General features: G+C 63.9%; 17 protein-coding genes. 9 read left to right on the forward strand and 8 right to left on the reverse strand.

What is annotated here, in order from left to right:
* Positions 1-184 precede the first annotated feature (184 nt).
* Both AC24GY_RS25755 and AC24GY_RS25760 read left to right on the forward strand, forming a co-directional pair.
* Complete coding sequence (locus AC24GY_RS25755) at positions 185-3325, forward strand: efflux RND transporter permease subunit (protein ID WP_487688908.1); 3141 nt, start codon at positions 185-187, stop codon at positions 3323-3325.
* Positions 3326-3796: 471 nt separating this feature from the next.
* Entirely contained in the window at positions 3797-5203 is a 1407-nt protein-coding gene (locus AC24GY_RS25760) for an efflux transporter outer membrane subunit (protein ID WP_487688911.1), read from the forward strand.
* A 495-nt stretch (positions 5204-5698) separates the two neighbouring features.
* Here the strand turns inward: AC24GY_RS25760 and AC24GY_RS25765 are convergent, their stop codons facing one another.
* Genes AC24GY_RS25765 through AC24GY_RS25780 form a run of 4 tightly spaced genes read right to left on the reverse strand, consistent with a single transcriptional unit; the run spans position 5699 to position 10435 of the window.
* On the reverse strand, positions 5699-6943 hold the full coding sequence (locus tag AC24GY_RS25765) for an ABC transporter permease (protein ID WP_422316606.1): 1245 nt from the start codon (positions 6941-6943) through the stop codon (positions 5699-5701).
* Entirely contained in the window at positions 6940-7716 is a 777-nt protein-coding gene (locus AC24GY_RS25770) for an ABC transporter ATP-binding protein (RefSeq protein ID WP_422316608.1), read from the reverse strand. The genes AC24GY_RS25765 and AC24GY_RS25770 overlap by 4 nt, the downstream gene beginning before the upstream one ends.
* Positions 7717-7718: 2 nt before the next feature.
* Positions 7719-8846: an efflux RND transporter periplasmic adaptor subunit gene (locus AC24GY_RS25775; protein ID WP_487688914.1), complete on the reverse strand. Its 1128-nt coding sequence runs from the start codon at positions 8844-8846 to the stop codon at positions 7719-7721.
* The gene (locus AC24GY_RS25780; protein ID WP_487688917.1) at positions 8843-10435 is read right to left on the reverse strand and encodes an efflux transporter outer membrane subunit; all 1593 of its coding nucleotides are present in this window, start codon (positions 10433-10435) and stop codon (positions 8843-8845) included. Before AC24GY_RS25780 ends, AC24GY_RS25775 begins: the two co-directional genes overlap by 4 nt.
* 4 nt (positions 10436-10439) lie before the next feature.
* Here AC24GY_RS25780 and AC24GY_RS25785 point away from each other — a divergent pair, with 4 nt between their 5' ends.
* The gene (locus tag AC24GY_RS25785) at positions 10440-11591 is read left to right on the forward strand and encodes a sensor histidine kinase (RefSeq protein WP_487688920.1); all 1152 of its coding nucleotides are present in this window, start codon (positions 10440-10442) and stop codon (positions 11589-11591) included.
* Entirely contained in the window at positions 11588-12316 is a 729-nt protein-coding gene (locus tag AC24GY_RS25790; protein WP_487688922.1) for a LytR/AlgR family response regulator transcription factor, read from the forward strand. The genes AC24GY_RS25785 and AC24GY_RS25790 overlap by 4 nt, the downstream gene beginning before the upstream one ends.
* Before the next feature lie 219 nt (positions 12317-12535).
* On the opposite strand, the gene AC24GY_RS25795 is transcribed toward AC24GY_RS25790, so the two are convergent.
* On the reverse strand, positions 12536-13438 hold the full coding sequence (locus AC24GY_RS25795) for a LysR family transcriptional regulator (protein WP_487688926.1): 903 nt from the start codon (positions 13436-13438) through the stop codon (positions 12536-12538).
* 129 nt (positions 13439-13567) lie between these two features.
* Here AC24GY_RS25795 and AC24GY_RS25800 point away from each other — a divergent pair, with 129 nt between their 5' ends.
* The 4 genes from AC24GY_RS25800 to AC24GY_RS25815 all read left to right on the forward strand — a co-directional run bounded on the left by AC24GY_RS25800 (position 13568) and on the right by AC24GY_RS25815 (position 20388).
* Positions 13568-14467 (forward strand): carbonic anhydrase family protein, encoded by a 900-nt coding sequence (locus tag AC24GY_RS25800; RefSeq protein ID WP_422319203.1) that lies wholly within the window; start codon positions 13568-13570, stop codon positions 14465-14467.
* A gap of 848 nt (positions 14468-15315) precedes the next feature.
* Positions 15316-17499, forward strand: coding sequence for a peptidase domain-containing ABC transporter (locus tag AC24GY_RS25805; protein WP_487688930.1), 2184 nt, complete (start codon positions 15316-15318; stop codon positions 17497-17499).
* The gene (locus AC24GY_RS25810) at positions 17462-18877 is read left to right on the forward strand and encodes an HlyD family secretion protein (RefSeq protein WP_487688933.1); all 1416 of its coding nucleotides are present in this window, start codon (positions 17462-17464) and stop codon (positions 18875-18877) included. Before AC24GY_RS25805 ends, AC24GY_RS25810 begins: the two co-directional genes overlap by 38 nt.
* A complete protein-coding gene (locus AC24GY_RS25815) occupies positions 18874-20388 on the forward strand; it encodes a TolC family protein (RefSeq protein ID WP_487688936.1) in 1515 nt (504 codons plus the stop codon). The genes AC24GY_RS25810 and AC24GY_RS25815 overlap by 4 nt, the downstream gene beginning before the upstream one ends.
* 660 nt (positions 20389-21048) lie before the next feature.
* Here the strand turns inward: AC24GY_RS25815 and AC24GY_RS25820 are convergent.
* Complete coding sequence (locus AC24GY_RS25820) at positions 21049-22062, reverse strand: hypothetical protein (RefSeq protein WP_487688939.1); 1014 nt, start codon at positions 22060-22062, stop codon at positions 21049-21051.
* A 437-nt stretch (positions 22063-22499) separates the two neighbouring features.
* On the opposite strand from AC24GY_RS25820, the gene AC24GY_RS25825 reads away from it, so the two are divergent.
* Complete coding sequence (locus tag AC24GY_RS25825; RefSeq protein ID WP_487688942.1) at positions 22500-23003, forward strand: hypothetical protein; 504 nt, start codon at positions 22500-22502, stop codon at positions 23001-23003.
* 146 nt (positions 23004-23149) lie between these two features.
* Here AC24GY_RS25825 and AC24GY_RS25830 read toward each other — a convergent pair whose 3' ends face one another.
* Both AC24GY_RS25830 and AC24GY_RS25835 read right to left on the reverse strand, forming a co-directional pair.
* A complete protein-coding gene (locus AC24GY_RS25830; RefSeq protein ID WP_487688946.1) occupies positions 23150-23674 on the reverse strand; it encodes a hypothetical protein in 525 nt (174 codons plus the stop codon).
* 244 nt (positions 23675-23918) lie between these two features.
* Positions 23919-25634, reverse strand: coding sequence for a hypothetical protein (locus tag AC24GY_RS25835; protein ID WP_487688950.1), 1716 nt, complete (start codon positions 25632-25634; stop codon positions 23919-23921).
* Between the last annotated feature and the right edge of the window lie 297 nt (positions 25635-25931).

Genomic DNA, 25931 nt, shown 5'->3' on the forward strand with positions numbered 1-25931 from the left:
GATTCTCAGCCCTCCGCCAAACACTCTTCCATCTCTGCTCCCTCTGCCTCTCTGCCCCTCTGCGGCAAACCGAACGTCCACAGCATCTCTACTCCGCCCATGAGCTTGGCCCACCTCCCTCAAGCTCCAACCGACAGCGCCGCCATCCCCTCCCCGGCTTAATCCCCCTTCCCCTTTCTAACTCATGCAATGGCTCGCCCGCATCTGTGTTCAGCGCCCCGTCCTCGCCAGCGTCATCGTGCTGGTGTTTGTCGTCGTCGGCCTCATCGGTTACACCCGCCTGCCCGTGGACCGCTTTCCGAAGGTGGACTTCCCCACCGTCGCCATCACCACGCGTCTCAATGGCGCCACGCCGAAGGAGGTCGAAACCCAGATCACCGACAAGATCGAAGAAGCGGTGAACACCGTCAGCGGCATTGATGAACTCCGCTCCGTCTCCAGCGAAGGCATCTCCCAGGTCATCGTCGTCTTCCTGCTGGAAAAGAACGTGGACGTCGCCGCGCAAGAAATCCGCGACCGCGTGAACCGCATCATCGTCGATCTCCCCGACGATGCCGATCCACCCATCGTCGAAAAGCTCGACCCCGATGCCTCGCCCATCCTCAACGTCGCGCTCACCGCTGACCGCCCCGCGCGCGAGATCACCGAATACGCGGACAAGGTACTGCGCCGTCAGCTTGAAAGCGTGCCCGGCGTCGGTCAGGCCACCCTGCTCGGCGGCCGCAAGCGCCAGATCAATGTGTGGATGGACCCGGTGCGCCTCCGCTCCTTCAATCTCACCGCCATCGATGTGCAGAAGGCGCTGAAGTCGCAGAACGTGCAGATCCCCGCAGGCACTGTCAAAGACGCCGCCAGCCAGGAAGGCCTGCGCGTCCTCGGCAAGGCCGCCTCCGTGGCCGAGCTGCGCCAGATGGTCGTGCGTGAAAAAGACGGCGGCCTTGTGCGACTCGGCGATGTCGCCCGCGTGGACGATGGCGAAGAAGAGCCCCAGACCGCCGCACGCCGCAATGGCATCCCCAGCGTCGTCATCTCCCTGCGCAAGCAGTCCGGCGAAAACACCATCAAGGTGGTCGATGCCGTGCAGGAGCGCCTGGACGAAGTGAAGAAAATCCTCCCCGCCGGCTACTCCATCAATGTCGTGCGTGACAATTCCCTCGTCATCCGCACCAGCACCCACGCCGTGCAGGAGCATCTCATCCTCGGGGCCGTGTTTGCCGCGCTCATCGTGCTGCTCTTCCTTGGAAACACTCGCGCCACCGTCATCGCCGCGCTGTCCATTCCCACCTCCATCATCGCCGCCTTCGGCGTCATGTGGGCGCAGGATGTCACGCTCAATCAGATCAGCCTCGTCGCCCTCGCGCTCGCCGTCGGCATCGTCATCGATGACGCCATCATCGTCGTGGAAAACATCGTCCATCACATGGAGGAGAAAGGCGAAAACGCGCATGACGCCGCCATCAATGGCACGCGCGAGATCGGCCTCGCCGTCATGGCCACCACGCTCTCGCTCCTCGCCGTCTTCGTCCCCGTCGCCTTCCTCAGCGGCATCGTCGGCATGTTCTTGAAGAGCTTCGGCCTCACCATGGCCTTCGCCATCGCCGTGTCATTGCTCATCAGCTTCACCCTCGTGCCCTCCCTCGCCGCACGCATGCTGAACCGCCGCCGCAAGAGCTGGATCGAGCGCGCTCTCGACCGCGTGGTGAATGTTTTCTACCGCCCCATCGAGGCCGTTTACATGATCATGCTGCGCTTCTCCATGCGCCACCGCTGGGTCGTCATCCTCGCCTGCTTCGGCGCGCTCGCCTCCCTGCCCACGCTCATGGGCATCGTGCAAAAAAGCTTCATGCCACCCACGGAAGAAGCCGAGTTCATCGTCAACATCCGCGTCCCCGAAGGCACCACCCTCGCCTCCACCGATCTCCTCGGCGAGCGCGTCGCCCGCAGCATCCGCGCCCTGCCCGGCGTCGAGTCCACCCTCCTCACCATTGGCGACAACGACCAGCGCGTGCCCAATCTCGCCGGCATCTACGTCCGCCTCACCGATCCCGACACCCGCAAAGCCACGCAGCAGGACATCATGGATCAGGTGCGCAAAGAGATCCTGCCCAAGTACCCCGCCGAGTGGCGCATGACCGTTCTCGCCGTGCCGCCGTTCAACACCGGACAGTCCAGCGCCAACATCCAGTTCTATGTCGCAGGCCCCGATCTTGATCGCCTCACCGCCGCCACAGATGTCATCATGAAGGAGGCCAAAAACATCCCCGGCATCCGCGACTTGGACTCCACCCTCATCAGCGGCAAGCCCGAGATCACCGCCAGCGTGGACCGCAGCAAAGCAGGCCAGCTTGGTGTGAACATCGCCGATCTCTCCACCACCCTGCGCCTCCTCGTCGGCGGCCTCGATGTCTCCACCTACGACGAAGCCGGTGAGCAGTACGACATCCACCTCCGCGCCGAAGCCGGCTACCGCAACAACCGCGAAGCCATGGCCCAGCTCTCCGTCCCCAGTGCCAGCGGCGTGCCCGTCGCACTCGACAACGTGCTCAAGCTCGAGCAAACCTCCGGCCCCTCACAGATCGACCGCCTCAACCGCCGCCGTCAGGTCACCATCAGCGCGAACAACGCACCCGACGTCGGTGAAAGCAAAATCGTCGATGCCATCGATGCCATCGTGAAAAAGCAAAACCTTCCTGCTGATTACAGCAGCGGCGTCGCAGGCCGGTCCAAGGAAATGGCCCGCACTGGCAAAGCCTTCGGCATGGCCTTCCTCATGGCCTTTGTCTTCATGTATCTCATCCTCGCCGCGCAGTTTGAGAGCTGGATCCATCCCCTCACCATCCTGCTCGCGCTGCCGCTCACGCTGCCCTTCGCCATCCTTTCCCTCATCATCTTTGGCCAGTCGCTCAATCTCTTCTCCATGCTCGGCGTCCTCGTCCTCTTCGGCATGGTCAAGAAAAACGGCATCCTTCAAATTGACCACACCATCCAGCTTCGCGCCAAAGGACTCGATCGCCTGGAGGCCATCCTCAAAGCCAACAAAGACCGTCTCCGCCCCATCCTCATGACCACCCTCGCCTTCGTCGCCGGCATGGTGCCCATGATGTTCGCCCGCGGCGTCGGTGCCGCGTTCAACAACGCCACCGCAGGCGTCATCCTCGGCGGCCAGACCTTGTCCCTCCTCCTCACCCTCCTCGCCACGCCCGTCATCTATTCCTACTTCGACGACATCGTCGAATGGCGAAACCGCCGTGCTGCCAAACGCGAAGCCCGCCGCGCCGCCCGCGAAGACGCCCTGCCTCCCCAGCCCGCTCCGTCCATCGCCTAGCGCCTCACTCGAACTCGTCCTCGATCCTACCGCCCCGCATGCCCTCAGCCCCGCGTTACGCCAAGCAAGTATTGTAGTCCCGCCTTCAGGCGGTTCCGGTCACGGCCTCGCATACACTCAAAGCTCGCCGAGAAACCTCAAATGAATCGCCCAATCACAAAACCACACCTCATTCGCAGCAGCCGCTCCGGCCGTAGGTTGGGTGTGTTTGGCGCGCATGGCGCTCTTCCTCGCTCGAACACCACTCCGCCAAACCGCCCGACTGCGAGGACGTTCGTACGCCACAGCGCCTGCCGTACGCTGCTGGACGGGCGGGCTGTCGCCACACCCATCCTACGATCCCGCATCGGCTGCGCCTAACCCGCGCGACACTTCTACCGAGAAGCAAACCTCCCCAATTCCTCATTCACGTTTCGCGCTCTGATCCAGCATCCAGCATCGGCTCCTCAGCCTCAGCCCCCTCATCACCTCATGGCAATTCCCCTCCCACGCCTCTGCCTCGTCCCCGTCCTCCTCATGGGGCTCGCGGCCTGCACTGTCGGGCCCGATTACAAGAAGCCGGACACCACCGACATCACCCCCGCCACCTGGCGCTGGCAGCCCGGCGCCCCGCGCGATGACTCCCCCAAAGGCGAGTGGTGGAAAGTCTTCCGCGACAGCGAACTCAACCGCCTCGAAGCCCTCGCCATCGCGGACAATCAAAACCTCCGCGCCGCCTTCGCCCGCATCCAGCAGGCACGCGCCAATGCCCGCGCCGCCGCCACCGATTGGTATCCATCCTTCGATCTCAACTCACGCAACAAGCGCGAGCGCACCTCCGGCCATCTGCCCACGCCCGTGCCGGTGAAGATCCCCTCCGCGCAGATCAACACCTACAGCGAAACCCTCGACCTCAGTTACGAGCTCGATCTCTGGGGCAAGGTGCGCCGCTCCTTTGAATCCGCCCGCGCCCAGTCAGAGTCCAGCGCCGCAGATTTCAACAACGTCCTCCTCACCCTCACCGGAGACGTCGCCGCCACCTACTTCCAGCTTCGTGCGCTGGATGCCGATCTCGCGTCTCTGCGCCGCACCATCGCCCTGCGTGAAAAAGGCCTCGCCCTCATCCAGCAGCGCTTCACCGCCGGCACCATTCAGGAGACCGACGTCGCACGCAGCAAAACCGAAGTCGCCACCGCCAAGGCCGAACTCGCCGACATCAAACGCCAGCGCCAGGAAGCCTCAGACAATCTCTCCCTCCTCTGCGGCGTCCCCGCCACCACCTTCACCCTCGCCGAGCGCCCCCTGCACGGCTCACCGCCCGTCATCCCCGCCGGACTTCCCGCCCACATCCTGGAGCGCCGCCCCGATGTCGCCGCCGCCGAGCGCATCGTCGCCTCACGCAATGCCGACATCGGCGTCGCCACCGCCGCTTATTTCCCCGCCATCAGCCTCACCGGCCAGGGCGGTTACCTGAGCAAGGACACCACCAGCCTCTTCACCGCAGACAGCCGCGTCTGGTCCATCGGCCCCAGCCTCAGCCTGCCCGTCACCGGCTTCGCCCTCATCCATGCCAATGTCCGCAGAAAACGCGAAGCCCGGGAGGAAGCCATCGCCAATTATCGTCAGGCCGTGCTCTCCGCCTTGAAAGACGTCGAGTCCACCCTCGCTCAAACCCGTTACCGCGCCGAGCAGTCCGCCGCCCAAAACGAAGCCCTCGCCGCCGCCTCCCAGGCCGCCGAACTCACCCACGCCCGCTACGACAGCGGCACCGTCGGCTACCTCGAATTCCTCGACGCCGAACGCACCCGCCTCCAGACCGAACGCCAGGCCAATCAAGTCACCTCCCAGCGCTTCATCAGCACCGTCCGCCTCATCAAAGCCATGGGCGGCGGGTGGTAACACACGACCGTAAAACGAACTTCCAAATTCGTTCCCTCAGTGTCATGCGGTGCCATCTTTGACAGGATTAACAGAATTCCAAGATTTCAGGATTAAAGGCCCATGACTCTGCGCCACCAGAAGCAGGTTTGTACACCATCGCAAACACATCAGCCGCAGAGCCGCCCGTCAGAAAAAAATCCTGCAATTCTGCCATCTTGTTAATCCTGTCTAAACAGCCACCAAGCCACGATCGATAATCATCTTCGCGCAGCGCTATCTCTCACGCTCTGACAAATCATCCTCAGTGGTCATGCGGTGTCATCTTTGACAGGATTAACAGAATTCCAAGATTACAGGATTAAAGCCAAATGACCCTGCGCCTCATGTTTTTAATCCACCCGAAAACACACCGAACGCCGAGCCAGTCTTCAGAAAAAAATCCTGAAATTCTGCACTCTTGTTAATCCTGTCAAAACAGCCACCAAGCCCGCAGTGCGTCTCCGCAGACTCGTATCATTCAAATCTCAGCGCGGCGATCGGGTTCATGTTCGCAGCCTTGCGGGCTGGATAGAAGCCAAAGAACACGCCCACGCTGAAGCTGATGCCAAAGGCCACCACCACGCTGCCGAGGGAGACGGAGGGATGGAAATTGGGGATCATGCTCGCAGCAGCACTGGCGGCGAAACCGAGTGCCACGCCGATGGCCCCGCCGAGCAGGCTCAGGGTGACGGACTCGATGAGGAACTGCAGCAAGATGTCCCGCGGCTGCGCGCCCACGGCGATGCGCGTGCCGATCTCCCGCGTGCGCTCGGTGACGCTGACGAGCATGATGTTCATGATGCCGATGCCACCGACGAGCAGCGACAGCCCCGCGATGCCGCCGAGCAAATAGGTGAGCGTGCTGGTGATGCTGTTCACCGTGTCAGCGATCTCCTTCTGATTGACGATGTCGAAGTCGTTCTTGCGGCCTTCGCCCAGGTGGTGGCGCTGGCGCAGCAGCGCGGTCACCTGCTCCTGCGCGGCGTTCATGAGCCCGTCGCTGCTGATCTGCAGCGTGACGAGCCTCGGATACTTGTCTCCCGTGAGCCGCCGCATGGCCGTGGTGTAGGGAATGAGGATGCGGTCGTCCTGATTGGCGCCGCCCATGCCTGCGCCCTTGCTTTCAAGCTGGCCGATGATGGTGAAGGGCATGTTCTTGATCCGCACCGTCTGCCCCACGGGGTCCAGCGGGCCAAAGAGCTCCCGTGCCGTGCGCGAGCCGATGACCGCCACGCGCGCGGAGCTGCGCACCTCCCTTTCCGTAAACATGCTGCCGCGCGCCAGCGGCCAGTCGCGTATGCGCAGGTAGCCGGCGGACTCTCCGGCGATGGTCGTGCTCCAGTTCCGTCCGGCGGCAACGGCCTGCGCTGAGAGCGTCACCTCGGGGCTCGCGGCCTGCACGCTGCGCACCTCCCGGCGGATTGCCTCCACGTCCTCCAGCGTCAGATTGCTGGATTCGCCGCTGCCTGCGGCGGCAGCGTTTGTGCGCCGGCTTTTGGAAAACACCATGAGCAGATTGGAGCCCAGGGAGGACACCTGGTCCTGAATGCGCCGCTGCGTGCCGCGCCCCAGCGCCATGATGGAGACCACCGAGGCCACGCCGATGATGATGCCCAGCGCGGTGAGGATGCTGCGCAGCTTGTTCCGCCGCAGCGCGCGGAAGGCGATCATGGCCGTGAGGCCTGCACGCAGCAGCGGAGATGTGAGCGCGCGCATCATGGCGTGGTGGAGAGGCTGGCGTGTTGTTCGGACGCATCCAGCGCGGCACGCTGGACGCCGGCAAAGAGGCGCGCGGTGCACGGCTCATCACGAATGACCCTGCCATCACGCATGACGATGATGCGCTTGCAGTACGCGGCGATGTCCAGTTCATGCGTCACCATCACCACGGTGATGCCCGCGTCATTCAGCTCCTGAAACAGGCCCATGACCTCGATGCTGGTGCGTGTGTCCAGGTTGCCCGTGGGCTCGTCCGCCAGCACGAGCTCCGGCCTGTTCACCAGCGCGCGGGCGATGGCCACACGCTGCTGCTGGCCGCCGGAGAGCTGGTTCGGGTGATTGTAAAGGCGTGCGCCCAGCCCCACTTTTTCCAGCGCCTCGATCGCGCGCCGCCGGCGCTCCCGCAGCGGCACATGCGGGCTGGTGTAAAAGAGCGGCAGCTCCACATTCTCACACGCCGTGGTGCGGGCCAGCAGGTTGAAGCTCTGGAAGACAAAGCCGAGCTTCTGATTGCGCAGGCGCGAGAGTTCCGCGCGGCCCAGCTTCGCCACATCCACACCATCCAGCAGGTAGCTGCCTGCGGTGGGCTGGTCCAGGCAGCCGAGCATGTTCATGAGCGTGGACTTGCCGGAGCCGCTGGAGCCCATGATGGCCACGAACTCGCCGCGCCCGATTTGCAGACTGACCCCATTCACGGCGCGCACCTCCACATCGCCCGTGCGGTAGATCTTCTGGAGGTTTTCCAGCTCAATGACTGTCTCCTTCGTGCTCATGGCTATATGGATGGCGGCGGGCCTCCCGCGTCCTCTTTGGCTCCGCCCCGGCTGGCGGTGATCACGCGCGCACCGGCCTCCAGGCCCTCCAAGACCTCCGTCTCGCTGTTGTCCGTGATGCCCGTGGTGATGATCGCGGCGCGCAGCACGGGCTCTTTCTCCGTGCCTTCCAGCACGTACACCAGCTGCTGCCTGCGCTGGAGCTTTGCATCGGCGGAGCCCGTGACCTTGCTGCCTTCCGGCGGGGTGAAGCGCAGCGCGGTGTTCGGCACCTTCAGCACGCCGCTTCTCTCCGCGGTCAGGATGGAAACGTCCGCCGTCATGCCGGGAAAAAGCCGCTGCTCTGGATTCTCCACGTCGATGAGCGTTTCATAGGTCACCACATTCTCCTTCGTCGTGGGGGAGATGCGCACCTGCACCACCTCGCCGCTGAAGACATCATCCGGAAAGGCGTCCACGGTGAAGTCCACCTTCTGCCCCATCTTCACACGGCCGATGTCCGCCTCGGAGACCGTGGCGCTGATGCGCATTTTTTTAATGTCCTGCGCGATGGTGAAGAGCACCGGCGTGTTCATGGCCGCGACGACCGTCTGGCCTGCGTCCACCTTTCGTGAAACCACGATGCCGTCCACCGGCGCGGAGATGCGACAGTAGCTCAGGTCCGTTTGAGCCTGATCGAGCACCGCCTCCTTGATGGTCACGGTGGCATCCGCCTGCCCCAGCTCCGCCACGGCCTGCTCCACATCCAGCGCCATGACTCCGCGCAGGGGAAAGAGCTCCTTCTTGCGGGCCAGGTTCTGCTTCTTCCACATGGCGCTGGCCCTGGCTCCCGCCAGCTCTCCTTCGGCGGCCTTCACCTTGGCGGCATAGATGGAGGTGTCCAGCTCCGCGATGAGGTCCCCGCGCTTCACGATGGAGTTGAAGTCCGCGTTGAGCTTCATGACACGGCCGGACACCTGGCAGCCCACGTCCACGCTCACCACCGCGCTGAGCGTGCCGCTGGCCATCACCACGGCGCGCAGGTCTCCTTTGCCGACGGTGGCGGTCTCATAGCGCAGCATGCCCGCCCCCGGTGGTTTGCAGGCTGAAAGGGCAACGAGTGACAACAAGATGAAGATGCGTGGGTTCATTTCCAGCCGCCTCCGACGGCCTGATAAAGTTTGATGCGTGCGGCCACCGCGTCATAGCGTGAGCCGATGAGGTTTTGCTGCGCGGTGAAGAGATCCTGCTGCGCCGTCATCACATTCAGATAAGTCGCCACGCCGCGCTGATCCCGTGCGGCGGCCAGGTCATAGCGCCGCTGCTGGGCGGCGGTCAGCTCCTCCAGCGTGCGGATCTGCTCCCGCGCCGCACGCTGCGCCACCAGCGCATCCGCCACCTCCCGGAAGGCGCTTTGGATGGCCTTCTCGTAGTTGGCCACCTCGATGCGCGTGCGCACCTTTGTCGCGTCAAGGTTCGCCTTGTTCCGGCCGCCGGCAAAAATGGGCAGGCTGATCTGCGGCGCAAAGCTCCACACCGCCGTGTTTGCGCCGAAGAGGCTCGTGAGCTCCGCGCTGGTGGTGCCATCGGAGGCGGTCAGCTTCACGGTCGGGAAGAAGGCCGCGCGCGCCGCACCGATGTCCGCATTGGCCGCACGCAGCGTGTGCTCCGCCGCGAGGATGTCCGGCCGCCCCAGCAGCAGCTCCGAAGGCAGCCCTGCGGAGACCGCCTTCACCGGTGCATCCGCCAGCGCCCTGCCCTGCGGCAGCCCATTCGGCAGCGGCTGGCCGAGCATGAGCACCAGGCCGTTCTCCGCCTGCGCGCGCTGGCGCTGGTAGGAAATGATATTGGACTTCGCCGTGAGCACCTGCGTCTCGGACAGGCGCAGGTCCAGCTCCAGCAGGCCGCCCGCTTTGAAAATGCTCTCATTGAGGCGGTAGCTTTCCTCCACCACGGCCAGTGTCTTCTTCGTGTTTTCGATGAGCTCATCCAGCCGCCTCACAGTATAGTATTGCGTGGCCAGCTCTGCAATGAGCGTCACCTGCGCGGCGCGCTGCGTTTCCGTTTTGGCCAGGTAGGTCTCCAGCGCCTTCGCGCTCAGGCTGCGGATGCGGCCAAACAAGTCCAGCTCATACGAGGTGGTGCCCACCTTGGCGGACCACTGCTCCGTGGTCAGCCCGGCCAGGTGGCTCTGCGCCAGATCGCCTGTCGCGGACACGGTGGGCAGCAGCGGCGCGCGCTCGATGCGGTACTGCGCCCGCGCCTCCTCCACGCGCAGCATGGCCACGCGCAGATCGCGGTTGTTTGCCAGCGCGATGTCGATGAGCCGCACCAGCCGTGCGTCACCACCGAACACGCTGCGCCATGGCAGCTCGCTGCTGCCGGCCTCGGTGCCGCCACCCTGCGGAAAGCGCGCGCTCACCGGGGCGGCGGGGCGCTCCTGCTTCGGGATGAAGCTGCAGCCTGCCAGCAGCATCTGGCAGCCCAGCAGGGCCAGCGCGCAGCACCGCGTCTTGCGGAGAAATGGGGGCTGTTTACTGAAGTTCATGGATTCAATCATCACGCCATCCACATTTTCTGCGGCAGGATTCAGACCAGCGGATGAATCCGCATGACAAGCGGCATCCGGCGTGGATGAGCGGCAGCCGCCGCTCATGGGGCTTTTCCACCGTTCATCACTGCTGGAGGCCTCCCGGTCACTGCCGACTGGCATTTCACCCGGCGTGGCGCAGAGTGGCATGGAAATGAACGAGGCACTGCAGAGCACCGGCACCACACCGCCCTTCGCCGGGCGCGGCTATCGCCTCATGCAGACGGGGTTCTGGTCCTTGTTTGCGCTGATGGTCACCGTCACGCTGATCTCCGGACCGCCCGCCATCGCCTTTGATGCTGACGCCCCGGCCACGGCGGAGGCGCTCAGGCAGGCCTTTTCCGCGCTGCAGCCGCTCATGTGGCTGCAAAACGTGGCCATGATTCTCTGCGGCATTCTGGCCACGCACCAGCTGCATCTTCTCTCCCTGCGGCACCGCTGGGATCTCTCCCCGCTGAAGCGTCTGGTGCCGGTGGTCATGCTCACCTGCGTGGCGTTCGCGGCCGTCATTTCAGTCATCCTCAATGCCCTGCGCTGGTGTTTTGCCCGGATGGGGATTGGCGCGGAGGTCGCAGGCCGGGGGCTGCTCATTGAGCTGATCGCCACCGGTGCCGTGGCCCTCTTCCTCCTGGGCATGTGGGCCGCGCTCTATTATGCCTGCCAGGCCTTCACGCGGCTGCATCAGATTGAGGTCGCCTCCCTCCGCCATGCCGCCGCCATCAAGGAGGCGCGTCTGCAGACCATCGCCACCCAGCTCAATCCGCATTTCCTTTTCAACTCTCTCAACACCCTCCGTGCGCTCATCGATGAAAACCCGGAGCAGGCGCGTGATGCCGTGACGCGGCTCTCGCTCGTGCTCCGCGCCTCGCTGACCTCCAGCGATCACAAGCTCATCCCCCTGCGCGATGAACTCATCGCCGTCGATGCCCTGCTGGGCCTCGAACTCGCACGCTACGGCGACCGCCTGCAGGTGGAGCGGCACGTCGGCAGCGGTTGTGAAAAGGCGCTCGTTCCGCCGCTGCTGCTCGTCACTCTGGTGGAGAATGCCGTGAAGCACGGCGTGGCCGCCAAACTGGGGCCGGGCTTTCTGAGCTACGAGGCCAGCCTGGACTCCGGGGCCCTGAAGCTGGTGGTGAAGAATTCCGGTGCCCTCGTGGAAAACTGGCAGGACAAAGGCGGCATCGGCCTCTCACACACGCGGGAGCGCCTGACCCTGCTCTTCGGCAGCGCCGCCACCATGACTCTCAACCAAACTGCCGGCGGAGTGGAGGCCTCCGTCCTACTCCCGCAATCGCAGCAACCATGAAAGCCCTCCTCATCGACGACGAACGCATGGCCCGCCGCGAAATGCGCCGGCTGCTGGAGGCACATCCCGAAATCGAGATCGTGGGAGAGGCCGACAGCGGCCACGCCGCGCTGAGCCTGCTGCCCGCGCTGAAGCCCGACGTCCTCTTTCTCGACATCCAGATGCCCGAGATGGACGGCTTTGAATTCGTCAATGCCATGAACGCAGGCGGCCACAGCCCGCAGGTCGTCTTCTGCACCGCCTATGATGCGCACGCCCTGCGTGCCTTTGAGGTGAATGCCGTCGGCTATCTCCTCAAGCCCGTCGATCCCGCCCGCCTCGCCGCCGTCATTCAAAAGCTCCACGATCCCGCCCCTTCTGATGCCGAAGCGCAGCAGGATGAGCCGCCTCTGCGCGAAACTGACCGCGTGCTGCTCAAAGGAGAGCAGCGCACGTGGTTCGTGCCCGTGCGCTCCATCTACCTGCTGCAGTCTGAGGGCAACCACACGCATGTCTTCTTTGAGGGCGGCAAAGTGCTGCTGCCCCGCTCGCTCGGCACTCTGGAGCAGCGCCTGAACCTGCCCATTTTCTTCCGCGCCAACCGCGCCCAGCTCATCAACACCCGCGCCATCACCGACGTCACCGAATGGTTCAGCGGCGGCCTCCAGGCCACACTGGCCTCCGGGGACAAGGTGGAGATCTCCCGCAGGCAGGCCGCGCTGTTTCGGAAGCAGAAAGGTCTTTGATCATCCAGAGGCCGGTGATGCGCTCTCGTTCACGCTGCGGCATATTTTGCTCAGGGGTCGTGCGGTGCCATCTTTGACAGGATTAACAGAATTCCAGGATTCCAGGATTAGAGGCCCATGACTCTGCGCCACTGCCACCCTTCAGAAAAAAATCCTGCAATTCTGCCCTCTTGTTAATCCTGTCTAAAACCGCCACCAAGCCACCCACCAACACTCGCATCACCCACCGCCCACTCTTCTCCGCTCGATCTTCGGTTTCATCAGCTCTCGCAAAATCATGTTCGGAAACCGCCGGCTCGGCGTGATCGCATAAAAGCTTTCCTTGATCTGCGGAAACTTGTGTCGCTCCACCAGTTCCCCGCTTTCCAGTTCGTCTTTGACCACCACGGGCGGCACCAGCGTCACGCCGTGCGTTTCACGTGCCATCAGTCGCAGCATGGCCATGTCATCCACTTCCGCCGCGATGATGGGCCGGATCCCCGTCTGATCCATCAGCACATCAAACGCCGTGCGGATGCTGCTCTCCAGACTTGGCAGCACGATGGGCACCGTTTCCAGATCCTCGGGAAAACGAAACGGCTTCATGCCGCGCTTCTTGTGCCCCACCAGGCTCACCGCCTGCTCGTCCAGCAGATGGCTGTGCCAGCCCGTCTCCGCATCACGCCGAACCGGTGTGTTGGACAGCACCACATCCAGCGTGTGCGTCTGCAGCTGCGCCAGCAGCTCGCGCAGACTGCCCGAGTGGATGATCAGCTCCACGTCATCCCGCGGAATCAGCGGACGCAAAAAGCTCAGCTGGAAATTCCGCGACAAGTTCGATGCCGCCCCCACGCGCAGCAGCCCACGGCTCCGCCCCGCGCGATTCTTCAGCAGGTCCGTCAGCTCCTCCCCGCTGTGGAAAATCGCATTCGCATACTCCAGCGCGATGCGCCCCGCCTCCGTCAGCACCAGCGCCTTGTGCTTCCGCTCAAACAACGCCAGCCCCAGGCTCTCCTCCAGGCTGCGGAGCTGCACGCTCAGCGCCGACTGCGACAGCTTCAGGTGCTTCGCCGCCTGAGTCAGGCTTCCCTCCGTGGCAATGGCACGAAAGTAGCGCAGGTGGTGGTAGTTGAGAAAAGGCATGATCCATGCTTTTACCAAAGCGAACGATGTCTGCCAATTCTTGAATTGGAACGAATTGCATGCACGCCAGAGATAAACCATAGAACCACCTCACCCCCTCCAGCACCTTTTCTCATGAATCAGCCCCACATGAAACGCGTCTCCATCATCTGCGACCCCGCCGTGGAGGAGCACGTGGACGCACTGCTCGAAGAGATCGGCGCCGAGGGCCACATGACCGTCCCCGTGCGCGGCATCGACTCCCATGACGCCGATCCCGCAGACAGCGTCAAAGTGCAGATCGAAGTCACCCTGGACGCCGCCCGTGCCGAAATACTCCTCCAGCGCATCCAGAGCGATCTCATCGCCTCCGAGCCCTCCATCGCCGCCTACGCGAGCGACATTCCGGAGGAAGACATCGCGGACAGCCACGTCACCACCGCCGAGGAGCAGGCCCGCCTGACCCCGGATGAGGTGCTGCAGCACTTCAAAGACGGCAACAGGCGCTTCCGCAGCGGCCAGGTCACCCGCCGCGATCACCCCGCGCAGGTCCGCAAATCCGCCGTCGGCCAGTATCCCAAGGCCGTCGTGCTCAGCTGCCTGGACAGCCGCGTCCCTGTGGAGGACGTTTTCGATCAGGGCATCGGCGATGTCTTCGTGGCCCGCGTCGCGGGAAATCTGGTGAATGAAGACATCCTCGGCAGCATGGAGTTCGCCTGCAAAGTCGCCGGAGCCAAGATGATCCTCGTCATGGGCCACCAGCACTGCGGTGCCATCAAGGGTGCCATCGACGACGTACAGCTCGGCAACCTCACCACCCTCCTCGCCAAGATCAAACCCGCCGTGGCCCTGAGCAACAACTTCCCCGGCGAGCAGGTCTCCTCAAACCCCCTCTACATGCGCCACGTGGCCCGCAACAACGTCCGCCACGCCGTCTCCCAGATCCGCACCCTGAGCCCCATCCTCAAGGAGATGGAGGACAAAAAAGAGATCAAAATCGTCGGCGCCTTCTACCGCCTCACCGACGGGACGCTCGAGTTTATCGAGTGATTCAACGCTGGGCCTTGTGCTGCGATGTGCACAGCTCCGTTAAAAACACACATCGCAGCTCGTAAAGCACCCGCCCACTCATGCCACGCGCCAGCGTCTTGGACTGCGGTGGCAAAGATGCAAGGCGCAAGCCTGCATCGTCGACACCGCTTTCGCGAGGTGAATAACTACCTCCGGCCTCAGCGCACCGTCCAGCCTGCGAAGGCGGCGTCGCGCCCAGGCTTGCCGCACGCACTCCAAGACGCTTCGCGCCCGCGAAAGCACCAGCCATAAAGCCACGCGCCAGCGTCTTGGACTGCGGTGGCAAAGATGCAAGGCGCAAGCCTGCATCGTCGACACCGCTTTCGCGAGGTGAACAACTTCCTCCGGCCTCAGCGCACCGTCCAGCCTGCGAAGGCGGCGTCGCGCCCAGGCTTGCCGCACGCACTCCAAGACGCTTCGCGCCAGCGAAAGCACCAGCCCTCAAGCCACGCGCCAGCGTCTTGGACTGCGGTGGCAAAGATGCACGGCGCAAGCCTGCATCGTCGACACCGCCTTCGCCCGGTAAATCACCCTCACCAGCCCAGCGCTCCAGGCGCGCGGACCTCCGAGTCCGCAGCACCCCGCAAGCACAAGCGCCGCTCCGCATCCACCCTGCCGCCATCCCTCATCCGCAGCCAGCGTCCCCGCATTCCCAGTGCCCTGCATGCAGCCACCGTCGCTGCGTAAAAACACACCTCCACACCCCATCCCCCTAAGCCACAGCGCCATCATCTCCGCCTGATTACATTCATCGCTATTTTTTGCAGTCAAACAGGTGAGTCCACCTGTGCTAGCAACACGTATAAGACGCGAAATTTCCTTCAATTTTGACACCGCCATCCACTCCCCCGCCCATCCTTTCTCCCACGACTCTGCTGCAGCTCTCCGCCATCCTCGGCAGTGAGATCACACCGGAGCGTGCCCGTTTAGCCATCCATCACGCCACGCAGGCGCAAAGCGATCCCCTCGCGCAGCTCAGCGCCGCCGCCGCCGGTGCAGGCATGCAGGTCTCCCCTGTGCGCCTGCCCCTCAGCGAGGCCGTGTGGCAGGCCCATGCGGACTCCCCCGTGGTGATCTGGAGCAGCGCCGAAAGCCGCTGGCTCGTCATCACCTACGCCGGATGGTTCAGCCTCCGCCTCGCAGACGGGGAGCATCCCACCCATCGCCTCACCGTCACGCGGCAGGCGCTCGCAAATCTCGTGGGTGTGGAAAGCGTGCACACCGTGGTGGAGGCTGGTATCGTCCATCTGGACCGCGCCACGCAGGAACTCAGCGCTGCAACGCCGCACGGGCACGGACACGCCGCGCATCATGACCACGCAGGCCTCAGCCCCGCGCGGCGCTTCATCGGCATGCTGCTCGCAGAGAAGCAGGAAGTCCGCACGCTGCTCATGTTCTCCGTCATCTCCGCGCTGCTCTACCTCGCCGTGCCCATGGCGGTGGATGCCATCGTGAGCAATCTCGCCTTCGGCGGCCAGGCACGCCCCTACCTCCAGGCCCTCGTCATCGTCTCCCTCGCGCTCTTTGGCTGCCTCGGTTTGCAGGCCGTCGTCACCGGCTTCCAGTTTTATGTGTCAGACATGATTCAGCGCCGCATCTTTGTGCGCGCCGCATCAGACCTGGCCTACCGCCTGCCACGAGTGAAGGCGCAGGTGCATGATGAAGTGCACGCCCCGGAAATGGTGAACCGCTTCCTCGATGTCGTCACCGCGCAGAAGTCCACCGCCCTGCTGCTGCTCGATGGCGTGAACCTCGTCTTTGGCGGCCTCATCGGCATGCTGCTGCTCTCCGTTTACCATCCGCTGCTGCTCATCTTCGCCGCCATCCTGCTGCTCCTCATCATCCTCAGCCTCTGGCTTCTCGGCCGCGGCGCGGTGGACACCAGCATCGAGGAATCACGCATGAAGTACGACCTCGTGAACTGGTTTGAAGAAGTCGCGCATTTCCCCTTCCTCTTCAAAGGCCCCGGCGGCAGCCGCATGGCGCATGAGCGCGCCAATGAACTCAGCACCGGCTACGTCATGGCGCGCGGCAGGCACTTCCGCGTGCTCATGCGCCAGGTCGCCGCGCTGCTCACGCTGCAGGTCGTCGCCTCCGCCGCCCTGCTCATCGTCGGCGGCTACCTCGTCATCAGCCAGCAGATCACCCTCGGCCAGCTCGTCGCCAGTGAGATCATCATGAGCGGCATCGTCGCCTCCCTCGCCAAGCTCGGCAAAAAACTCGAAGCCTGGTATGACGCCATGGCCGCCATGGACAAGCTCGGCCACGTCTTCGATCTCGAAACCGAGCGCGAAGGCGGTGAAAAGCCCGCCACACACGGCCTCGGTGCCGAGGTCGTCGCCAGCCAGATCTCCTTTGCCCACATCCCCACCCTGCCGCTCTTCAGCGGGCGCAGCTTCACCATCCCCGCAGGCGCCAGCGCCGCCATCGTGGGCCCCCATGGCGCCGGTGCCAGCTCCTTGCTCGACATCCTCTTCGGCCTCCGCCAGCCCTCCGCCGGCTTCGTCACCATCGACGGTGTGGACCTCCGCAGCTGGGACCTCGAAGCCCTGCGCGAAAGCACCCAGCTCCTCCGCCGGGACGAGATCATGGACGCCACCGTCGTGGAAAATCTCCGCCTCGGCCGCAGCGACATCGGCATGGATGAAATCCGCGCCGCACTGAAACAAGTCGGCCTGCTGGATGAACTCCTCGCACGCCCCGAAGGCCTGAATCTCCACCTCAAGATCGGCGGCGCACCCCTCTCCGGAAATCAGCGCATGCGCCTCCTCCTCGCCCGCGCCCTCGCCCAGCGCCCCCGCCTCCTGCTCATCGACGAATTGCTCGACAACATGGACGACGCCTCCTTTACCCAGCTCTCCGATGCCATCCTCGGCAAATCCCAGCCCTGGACCGTCATCGTCACCACACGTGATTCCCAGGTCAGCAGCCGCTGTGATCACCTCATCGAGCTCGCCCCCTGCCGCCTGAGCGATGGCACCACCCCGAAATCTTCCGCCACCGCCGCATGATCTTCTCGTCCTCGTCCTCGTCCTCGTCCTCGTCCTCCTACTCGTCCTCGATCCCAGCGCCCCGCACCCGCCCATGACGCCGACCTCCACCGCCCCCCTCTTCTCAGCAGCGCCGCCGCTGCCCGCGCTCAGCCTCGCCAGCCCAGCGCGCTTCACGCGCGTCTTCAGCCGCCTGCTGCTCACCAGCTTCGCCGTGCTCGCCATCGCGCTGCTGTTTCTGCCGTGGCGACAGTTCGTCGCCGGCACCGGCCGCGTCATCGCATTCAATCCGCTGGACCGCCGTGTGAATGTGGAGGCCCAGGTCTCCGGCCGCGTGCGCAATCTCCACATCACCGAAGGCCAGCGCGTGAAGAAAGGCGAGCTCATCATCGAGATCCAGGACAACGACCCCAACCTCATCAACAACCTCCGCGCCCAGCGCGAAGCCATCGAAAGCCGCCGCGACTTTGCCCAGGGCCGCGTCGAGTCCCTCACCGCGCAGATCACCCAGCAGGAGCTCGCCAAAGCCCAGGCCATCGATGGCGCGGAGCAGCGCGTGGCAGGTGCCAAAATCGCCGCCGAAACGGCTCTGCTCAATCACAAGCGCACGCAGGAGCTCTTCAGCAAGCAGCTCGAATCCCAGCGCAACATGGAGCTCGCCACCCTCCAGCGCGATGCCACCGCCGCCGATCTCAAGTCCGCCGAAGCCGCCCTCAAGCGCACCGGCAATGACATGGATGCCCTCATCGCCTCCATCCACGCCTCCAAAGGCAGCGCCCTCGGCGAAGTGGCCACCGCAGAGCGCGATCTCTCCGTCATCGACGTGCAGATCAATCAGAACCTCCGCCAGATCGTCGAGGCCCCGCGCGATGGCGTCGTCCTCCAGGTCGCCGTCACAGACGGCACCTACCTCCGCCCCGGCTCCCTCATCTGCGTCATCATTCCCGAGAGCGACAGCCGCAACGTGGAAATCTGGGTGGACGGCAACGACATGCCGCTCATCCACGCGCGGAAGGAAGAAAACGGCGTCGTCACTCCCGGCAGCCCCGTGCGCCTCGCCTTTGAGGGCTGGCCCGCCGTGCAGGCCATCGGCTGGCCGCAGCTCGCCATTGGCACCTTTGGCGGCGAGGTCGTCTTTGTGGATGCCAGCGATGATGGCCAGGGCCGCTTCCGCGTCCTCATCGGCCCCGCCGATGACGTGGTGGACCGTGGCGATGGCAAAGGCCCCGTCACCGTCGGCTGGCCCGACCGCGAGCGCTGGCTGCGCCAGGGCACCCGCGCGAATGCGTGGTTCCTCCTTGATGAAGTGCCGCTCTGGTTTGAGCTGTGGCGCCAGATCAACGGCTTCCCCGCCGTGAACTCCAACGCCGACGGCAAGCTCGACCCCACCAAGAAGTGATATTTCCTACCACACTGAACCCGACCAAGACCCAGACGATGCCAGCCCTCATCCCCGCCGCCGGAAACACCCTCAAGCTCACGCCGCAGGCCATCAGGCGCTGCCGTGCCGCCATGGTGGCCCTCATGCTTCCCTTTGCCGGACTCGAAGCCGCGCCGGAGGAGAAAGAGAAGGAGAAATCCCGCCCGCTGCTCCTCCCGGAAGTCCTGCAAAGCGTCAAGACCCAGTACCCGCCCTACCTCGCCGCCATGATCGAGCAGGACATCGCCAACGGCCGCGTCCGCCAGGCCATGGGCGCCTTTGACCTCAACCTCAATGCCGGCGGCACCTTTGCCCCCGCCGGCTACTACGACGGCCAGACCGCCTACACCATGCTGGAGCAGCCCCTCACCAACTGGGGCGGCGGCGTCTACGGCGGCTATCGCCTCAGCAGCGGCTTCCTGCCAAACTACAACAAGGACCGCACCAGCACCGATGGCGAAGGCATCCTCGGCTTCCGCATCCCCCTCCTGCGGGACGGCACCATCGACCGCCGCCGCGCCACCCTCTGGCAGGCGCAGATAGATCAGGAACTCGCCGACCCCATCATCTTCCGGCAGTACCTGGACTTCATTCGCGCCGCTACCATCTCCTACTATGGCTGGCTCTCCGCCGGCCAGCGCCTCACCCTCACCGAAGAGCTCCTCCGCGTCGCCAAAGAGCGCGACTCCGCCATCGCCCAGCAGGTGAAAAACGGTGCCTCAGCCCCCATCGTCCAGGTGGACAATCAGCGCCTCGTCGTCAGCCGTGAGATCGCCGTCGTCCAGGCCCGCCGCCGCCTGCAGGCCGCCACGATAGAGCTCTCCCTCTTCTACCGCGATCTCCGCAGCGCAGAGCCCATCCTCGCCCCGCGCACCCGCCTCCCCTCCGCCTTCCCCACGCACAGCCACCCTGCGGAATCCCAGCTCACCGTGGACATCGCCAAGGCCCTCATCTTCCGCCCCGAGATGCGCCGCATCGAGCTCACCCTGGAGAAAACCGGCATCGAGCGCCGCCTCGCCAAAAACAATCTCCTCCCCAGCCTCGAAGTCGGCGTGCAGGCCGCTCAAAGCTCAGGAGGCAGACTCCCCTCCGCGCTGGAGCGCACCGAGATCGAAGCCAAGGTCGAGTTCAAGATGCCCCTTCAGCGCCGCGAAGCCAAAGGACGCGTCGAAGTCGCCGACGCCCAGATCGAGCGCCTCAATCAAGAGATGCTCTTCGCCCGCCAGCGCATCACCGCCGACGTGCGCGACTCCCACAGCGCCCTCCTCGCCGCCCACGAAGTCCTCCTTCAGACCCGCCGCAACGTCGATCTCGCCCAGCAGCTCGCCACCGCCGAAGCCGAGCGCCTCAAGCAAGGCGCCACCGACCTCCTCGCCCTCCAGATCCGCGAGCAGGCCAGCTTCGACGCCAAAGTCCTCGAAGTCGAAGCCCAGTCCGAATACTTCCGCGCCCACGCCAACTACCGCGCCGCCATCGCCGCAGACAAATAAGCAAGCCCTCAGGCCTGGCATGAAAAGCAGCTCTTCATTGTCTTGAAAGCTGCCCCCCCAATCAGCGCCCCAGCCTTTTGGACTGCGGTCGCGAAGATGCAAGGCGCAAGCCTGCATCGCAGCTACCGCTTTCGCGGGGTGAATCACGATCTCCTGCCTCAGCGCACCGTCCAGCCTGCGAAAGCGGCGCCACGCCCAGGCTTGCCTGTCCTGCGAAGCTTTAGCGAAGAAGGGCCGCACGCATTGATTGATTCGCTTCGCTCACCCTGCGGGCTCCTTGCAGTCGTCTGACTCACTTCGTTCGGCTCGCTGCGCTCACCCTTCGGGCAGCCTGCGGCTGTCTACCTCCGCTGCGCTCCGGTTCCAAGACGCTTCGCGCTCGCGAGAGCACCAGCCCTTGCAACCACGCGCCAGCGTCGTGGACTGCGGTGGCAGAGATGCACGGCGCAAGCCTGCATCGGCGACACCGCTTTCGCGGGGTATGGATCATTCTTCGACCTCAGCCTGCTTGCCGGCCTGCCGGTGAAGCCCCTCAAAAGACGGAGCAGGCAGTGTCACCCAGGTTCCTGTTCAAACCCCTGCGCCACCGCCGCCCCCAAAATGGGGTCAGTGTGCAAATTCTTGACAGATCCCCCCCCTTAATCATCCTCATAAACCAGATCACCTCCTGCCCCGGCAGGCCCTCTTCTGCGGAGCCGGACGCGTCTCAAAAAACTTCGCTCCCACCGCGCCCTTCGGCAGCACGATGTTCTTTCCGGCGCGCTTCATCTCCATCAGCTCCGCCATGGAGATGGCATGATTTGGCACCACCGTGCCGCTCTGCTTGGGCACAATGATCTCCGGCCCTTCCTCACCCACAAGGTAAGGCTTTCCAGCACGCACCGGCCCTCCTTTCGCGCGGCCTGGCGGTGTCTTATCATCCTCCCCCGCACCACTCATGCCCCCGTTCGCCACCGCATTGCGCCGCGCCATATCCGCCTGCCTCTGCGGATCCGACATCGAGCGTCCCACCGGCCTCGCCGCCCTGTTCGCCAGGCTGTTTTGGCCAAACGTCTCCGGCGTGGGTTTGTTCACCGTGTCGAAGTTCGTCATCCCAATGCCCGGCCTCGTCGCATAGTTCAGCGTCTGGCTTGGCGTGTTGCTCTGCCCGGCGCTCAGGTTCATGCTCGGATTCATGGGACTCTGCCTGATCGTCGAACCATTGGGCGTCAGCCCTCCCCCTCCCGCCACCTGCTGTGGCTGCTGGCCCATCGTCATCCTCGCCGCTCCGCTCACGTCACCGTTCGCCACAGCATTCCGCCGCGCCATCTCCGCCTGCCTCTGCGGATCCGACATCGAGCGCCCCACCGGCCTCGCCGCCCTGTTCGCCAGATTGTTTTGGCCAAACGTCTCCGGCGTGGGTTTGTTCACCTCGTCGAAGTTCGTCTTCCCAATGCCCGGCCTTGTCGCATAGTTCAGCGTCTGGCTTGGCGTGTTGCTCTGCCCGGCGCTCAGGTTCATGCTCGGGTTCATGGGACTCTGCCCGATCGTGGAACCATTGGGCGTCCGCGTGTCTGCAGGGCTCGCGGGCGTCGTGGTCGAGGCGCCCGCCCCTGCGGGTTTCTTCTTCGTCGGATCGAGATCCGATGCACTGTTTGTATTCTTGCTATAATTATAGGGTGAAGGTGTGGCCATGATTCAGTGTCCTCTCAGTGTTAATTAAATGTTTGCTCTCCCGTCCTCTCTCAACGCCTCGTCGCCGCTCCCATCGCAGACACCCGCGAGGTGCTGCCGTCGCGGGTGATCTTCTTCCTGGGTTCGTGCGTCGTCGTCAGACAGCATGTTTTGAAATGCCATGAAACACCCTTGGGTCCGGATTTCAGAGTTCAAGTACTTTGATATTTTTTTCTGGTATCTTTCGGTATTTTTTCATCCCGTTGCACCCGCTTTCCAAATGCACGCCCCAGGCCGGCGGATGGATTTAACTCACGAAATCCCTCAAACCATCACTCCCAGCCCTGCACGGCCCCTCACTCCGCCGCGATAAGCCCCGCGCCTATCCACTTTTCACGCCATCCGCTCCTCGACAAACCGCGCCGCAGTTCAATACTCCCCCGCCCCCTTTGATCCCCATGAAATTAGCCGACCCCGACTCACTGCCTGCGACTTCCCCCAGAACCATGGCGGTGCTCATTCTCATCCTCATCGGCCTCATGGTCGCCACGGTCAAGACCGCCCTCTATCCTTCGCCGCCCGCCGCGTGGGATCGCCTCCACGAGACCGGCACCCTTTCCCAGGCCGAGGCAAACACCCTCCTTTCCGGCAGCGGCGCCCACATCGAATCCATCAAGGCCGGCGATCCCGTCACCACCGAGACATGGTATAAAAACCACCGCACCGGCACCTGGACCATTCTCATCCGCTTCGCCAAAACCCCCAAGGGAGACGCCGTGCAGTCCGTCCACATCCGCAGCGACATCAGCCACCTCCCCTACTTCACCCGCACCTGGGACTACCCTGACACAAGCTCCCAGTCAAAGAGCGCTCCTTCCGCAAGCGCACAGCCACCTTCACCACCAGCTTCCGCAACCGTCACGGCGCAGCCTGCTCCCGCCGCAAACACGCCAGCCAAGTAGCGCCTCTGCACCGCGCTACTCATCGGCAGCTCACAGGCAAAGGACGTATCTGCCCCATGAGTCCATGCACGCTGCGCACGGAATGCTTCTTCGCCACCGAGGCACCGGCTCCAGCCACGGTCCACCACCGTTAGCTTCTCCCTTCCCTACTCCTCCCGGCACCAGTCCCCGTTGCTAAACACCACGCAGCGCCCCTCCGCGCCATCAAAGACCACCGCGTGCTCAGACCCCAGCACCACGCACGCCGCCAGCACCACCCGCGCCATCTTCAGCGTGATGGGCACCCGCGCCGCCACCCGCATGATTCGCGACGGGTCCATTCGCGGCCACGAGGTGAAGTCCGCCTCATCATCCGCGCCGCCCTCGCTGAATGATCCCACGCTCATCAGCGCCTGCTTCATCATCCAGAAGAAGTGCCCGAAATTTCGTAGCTCCTCCTCTTCCGTCAGCCGCCGGTCCAGCTTCTCACAGTGCTTCTCAAATTCCCGCAGCAGCCCCTCCATCTCCTCCTCCGGCAGAAAGTGCTCCATCACCTCAGTCACAGCCGCAGCCCTCGCGGCACTTGAGTGAGAGCCAGAAACAGGAGGCAGCACAGCATTCATAAACAACCGCCGCCAACCACCCGCCACCACAGCAGGCACCAGCAGCACTTTCTTGGACGCAGCGCCCACGCAAAAAGTCAAAACTCCCTGCATGAAGTACGACAGGCACTCCTGCCTGTCGGCCAGCGCCCCCTCATCTCCCAGCCACCACGAGCCATCGCCGCCCAGAAGTAGAATGGGTGTGGCGACAGCCCGCCCGTTCACCAGCGCGTGACAAACACACCATCGCCCGATGCCCCGCGTCAGGCGCTTTGGTCAAGTTGCACCCACAGTGTCCCCGCACGCCCAGCGCCACAGGGGCGCGGGCTTCCGCTCACCGCACCCTCTTATAATCCACCGGCCTCCGCCTCCTTCGCGTCGCCGGCTTGTACAGCGTCGCGCTCCCCTTGCAGCGGCAGGCCATCGCCAGGCCCATCACATCATCATCGTGGCAGCCGCTGCGCGCCTCCTCGCGCCCGTTCTTGCTCCACATGAAGTTCTTGCACTCCGCCAAAATGTGCGGGCAGAACACATCCAGCGTCTCGTTGTGAAACGCCAGCGCCAAACTGTCGATCACATCCCTGCGCTGGTCCCGATCCTTCAGCTTCCACCCCAGCATGAAGTTCTGCTTTTCGCGGTCATACGGGTCCACCACCTGCCGCTTGTACAGCGGCACCCCCGCATCCTTGAGCCGCTCCAGCACATGCAACCCCATGTTCACCTCCAGCACCACCAGCGCTCCGCCGTAGTACTCGGACAGCAGCGCGATGTAGTCCGCCGTCAGCAGCGTCGTCCCCGTAAACGGCGGCCGCACACGCGCCACCACCGCATCCTTGTAGCACGCCCCGCCCGCCTCCTGGTACTCCGTGCGAAGCACACCGATCGAGTGCCGGTCCGGGTCACCGCTCGCCGCCTGGTCCTCCCCCGTCATCGGGTCACACCACACGATGTAGCTGCACCCCGGCTGCGGCTTTTCCCAGATGTGAAAGCTGCCAAAGCCGCTCGCATCCAGCTGAAACTCCACCCCGTCTCCCACCGCCACCAGAGAGCCCACCTCCGGCTCATGCAGCTGCGACGCCAGTTCCAGCCGCCGCAGCGCCGCCACGTTAAAGCGCGGCCTGCCTGAAGAAAGAAAGCAGCTCACCTCATCCTCCGGATAGAACTCATCAAACGTGTCCTCCGAGCCCGAGCACTCAGACTCCATGATCGCCCGCCGCCACGCCATCTGCTCATGCGTCCACCCATAGCGCCGACGCCCGTTCGCCTCACGCGGAGTCATCGTCGCATCGATCTTCGCCCGCATCGCCTCCGTCACCGGCTTCGCATTCTCTGCAAACTCAAACCACGCCGCAAACACCTTCACCCACCCGTTCCCCGGCGCCGCATCCCCCGCACGCCACGCCTTGAGGTAATCATCCAAAGACAGCGCCCCCTGCCACGTCTCATAGTGCCAGCCGCTCGCCCCGTCCGGCGTGCTCTCCGCGATCGCCAGCCCCGCATCATTCAGCGATGGCAGGATCGACGCCATGATCTTCCGGTCATCCTTCACCCCGCCGCGCGGATACTTCGCGCTCTCGCTAAACAGCACCGCCTGCCGCGGCTTCGAGATCCCCGGGTTCATCGACTCCGCGCTCGTGATCGTCGCCGTGCTCCCGTTCGCCCACTTCATCCGCCGCTCACGCGGCACCAGCGCATTGTGCCACGGGAAGCGGTCGTTCTCGCTGAAAGTCCGTATCCGCTCCAGGATGCCCTGGCTGTTCGCACTGATGTTCGCCAAAATCAGCGCATCCGTGTTCCGCTGCTGGCATAGGTGATAAATCACCTCCACGCTGAAGGTCGTCCCCCCGCACTGGCGGATCTTCGTCACGATCACGCGTATCGCCGGAATCCCCAGCGCCGTCAGTACCTCCACCGCCTCCGCCATCCGTCGCTGCAGCACATTCGCCCGCGGCGTCTCCAGCTTCTTCGTCGTAGCGTTCTGCACCTTCGTGCACGTCTCGAAATGAACCAGCGGCGAATGCGCCACCAGATGGAAATCAGCATCGTTCATAGTGTAACCATCAGCCTTGGGCCCGGATTTCAGATCTCAAGCGATTTCTTCACCATCCTGTCTTTTTACATCACTTAATACCACATCATGGCCTCTTCCAACCTGTTCAAAACATCCGGTCCAGCCCCGGCCTCAAATCACCCCGCCAAAAATCCTGTGAATCATGCCATTCTGTGAATCCTGTTCATCTGCTCACGCCACCACACCACTCCCGCCAACTCTGCCAGCAATCCCGTTCATCCTGCCCTCCTGTAAATCCTGCCCCATTCACCCACCAGCAGCCGCTCTTTTACCCCG

This window comes from Prosthecobacter sp. Pr1 (assembly GCF_057652315.1).

What these genes read in the sequence shown, in the direction of transcription:
- AC24GY_RS25785 (WP_487688920.1), top strand. Translation starts at nt 10,440, where the DNA reads ATGAACGAGGCACTGCAGAGCACCGGCACCACACCGCCCTTCGCCGGG.
- AC24GY_RS25835 (WP_487688950.1), bottom strand. Translation starts at nt 25,634, where the DNA reads ATGAACGATGCTGATTTCCATCTGGTGGCGCATTCGCCGCTGGTTCAT.
- AC24GY_RS25810 (WP_487688933.1), top strand. Translation starts at nt 17,462, where the DNA reads ATGGCACCACCCCGAAATCTTCCGCCACCGCCGCATGATCTTCTCGTC.
- AC24GY_RS25795 (WP_487688926.1), bottom strand. Translation starts at nt 13,438, where the DNA reads ATGCCTTTTCTCAACTACCACCACCTGCGCTACTTTCGTGCCATTGCC.
- AC24GY_RS25825 (WP_487688942.1), top strand. Translation starts at nt 22,500, where the DNA reads ATGAAATTAGCCGACCCCGACTCACTGCCTGCGACTTCCCCCAGAACC.
- AC24GY_RS25770 (WP_422316608.1), bottom strand. Translation starts at nt 7,716, where the DNA reads ATGAGCACGAAGGAGACAGTCATTGAGCTGGAAAACCTCCAGAAGATC.
- AC24GY_RS25760 (WP_487688911.1), top strand. Translation starts at nt 3,797, where the DNA reads ATGGCAATTCCCCTCCCACGCCTCTGCCTCGTCCCCGTCCTCCTCATG.
- AC24GY_RS25800 (WP_422319203.1), top strand. Translation starts at nt 13,568, where the DNA reads ATGAAACGCGTCTCCATCATCTGCGACCCCGCCGTGGAGGAGCACGTG.
- AC24GY_RS25790 (WP_487688922.1), top strand. Translation starts at nt 11,588, where the DNA reads ATGAAAGCCCTCCTCATCGACGACGAACGCATGGCCCGCCGCGAAATG.
- AC24GY_RS25755 (WP_487688908.1), top strand. Translation starts at nt 185, where the DNA reads ATGCAATGGCTCGCCCGCATCTGTGTTCAGCGCCCCGTCCTCGCCAGC.
- AC24GY_RS25775 (WP_487688914.1), bottom strand. Translation starts at nt 8,846, where the DNA reads ATGAACCCACGCATCTTCATCTTGTTGTCACTCGTTGCCCTTTCAGCC.
- AC24GY_RS25820 (WP_487688939.1), bottom strand. Translation starts at nt 22,062, where the DNA reads ATGGCCACACCTTCACCCTATAATTATAGCAAGAATACAAACAGTGCA.
- AC24GY_RS25780 (WP_487688917.1), bottom strand. Translation starts at nt 10,435, where the DNA reads ATGCCACTCTGCGCCACGCCGGGTGAAATGCCAGTCGGCAGTGACCGG.
- AC24GY_RS25765 (WP_422316606.1), bottom strand. Translation starts at nt 6,943, where the DNA reads ATGATGCGCGCGCTCACATCTCCGCTGCTGCGTGCAGGCCTCACGGCC.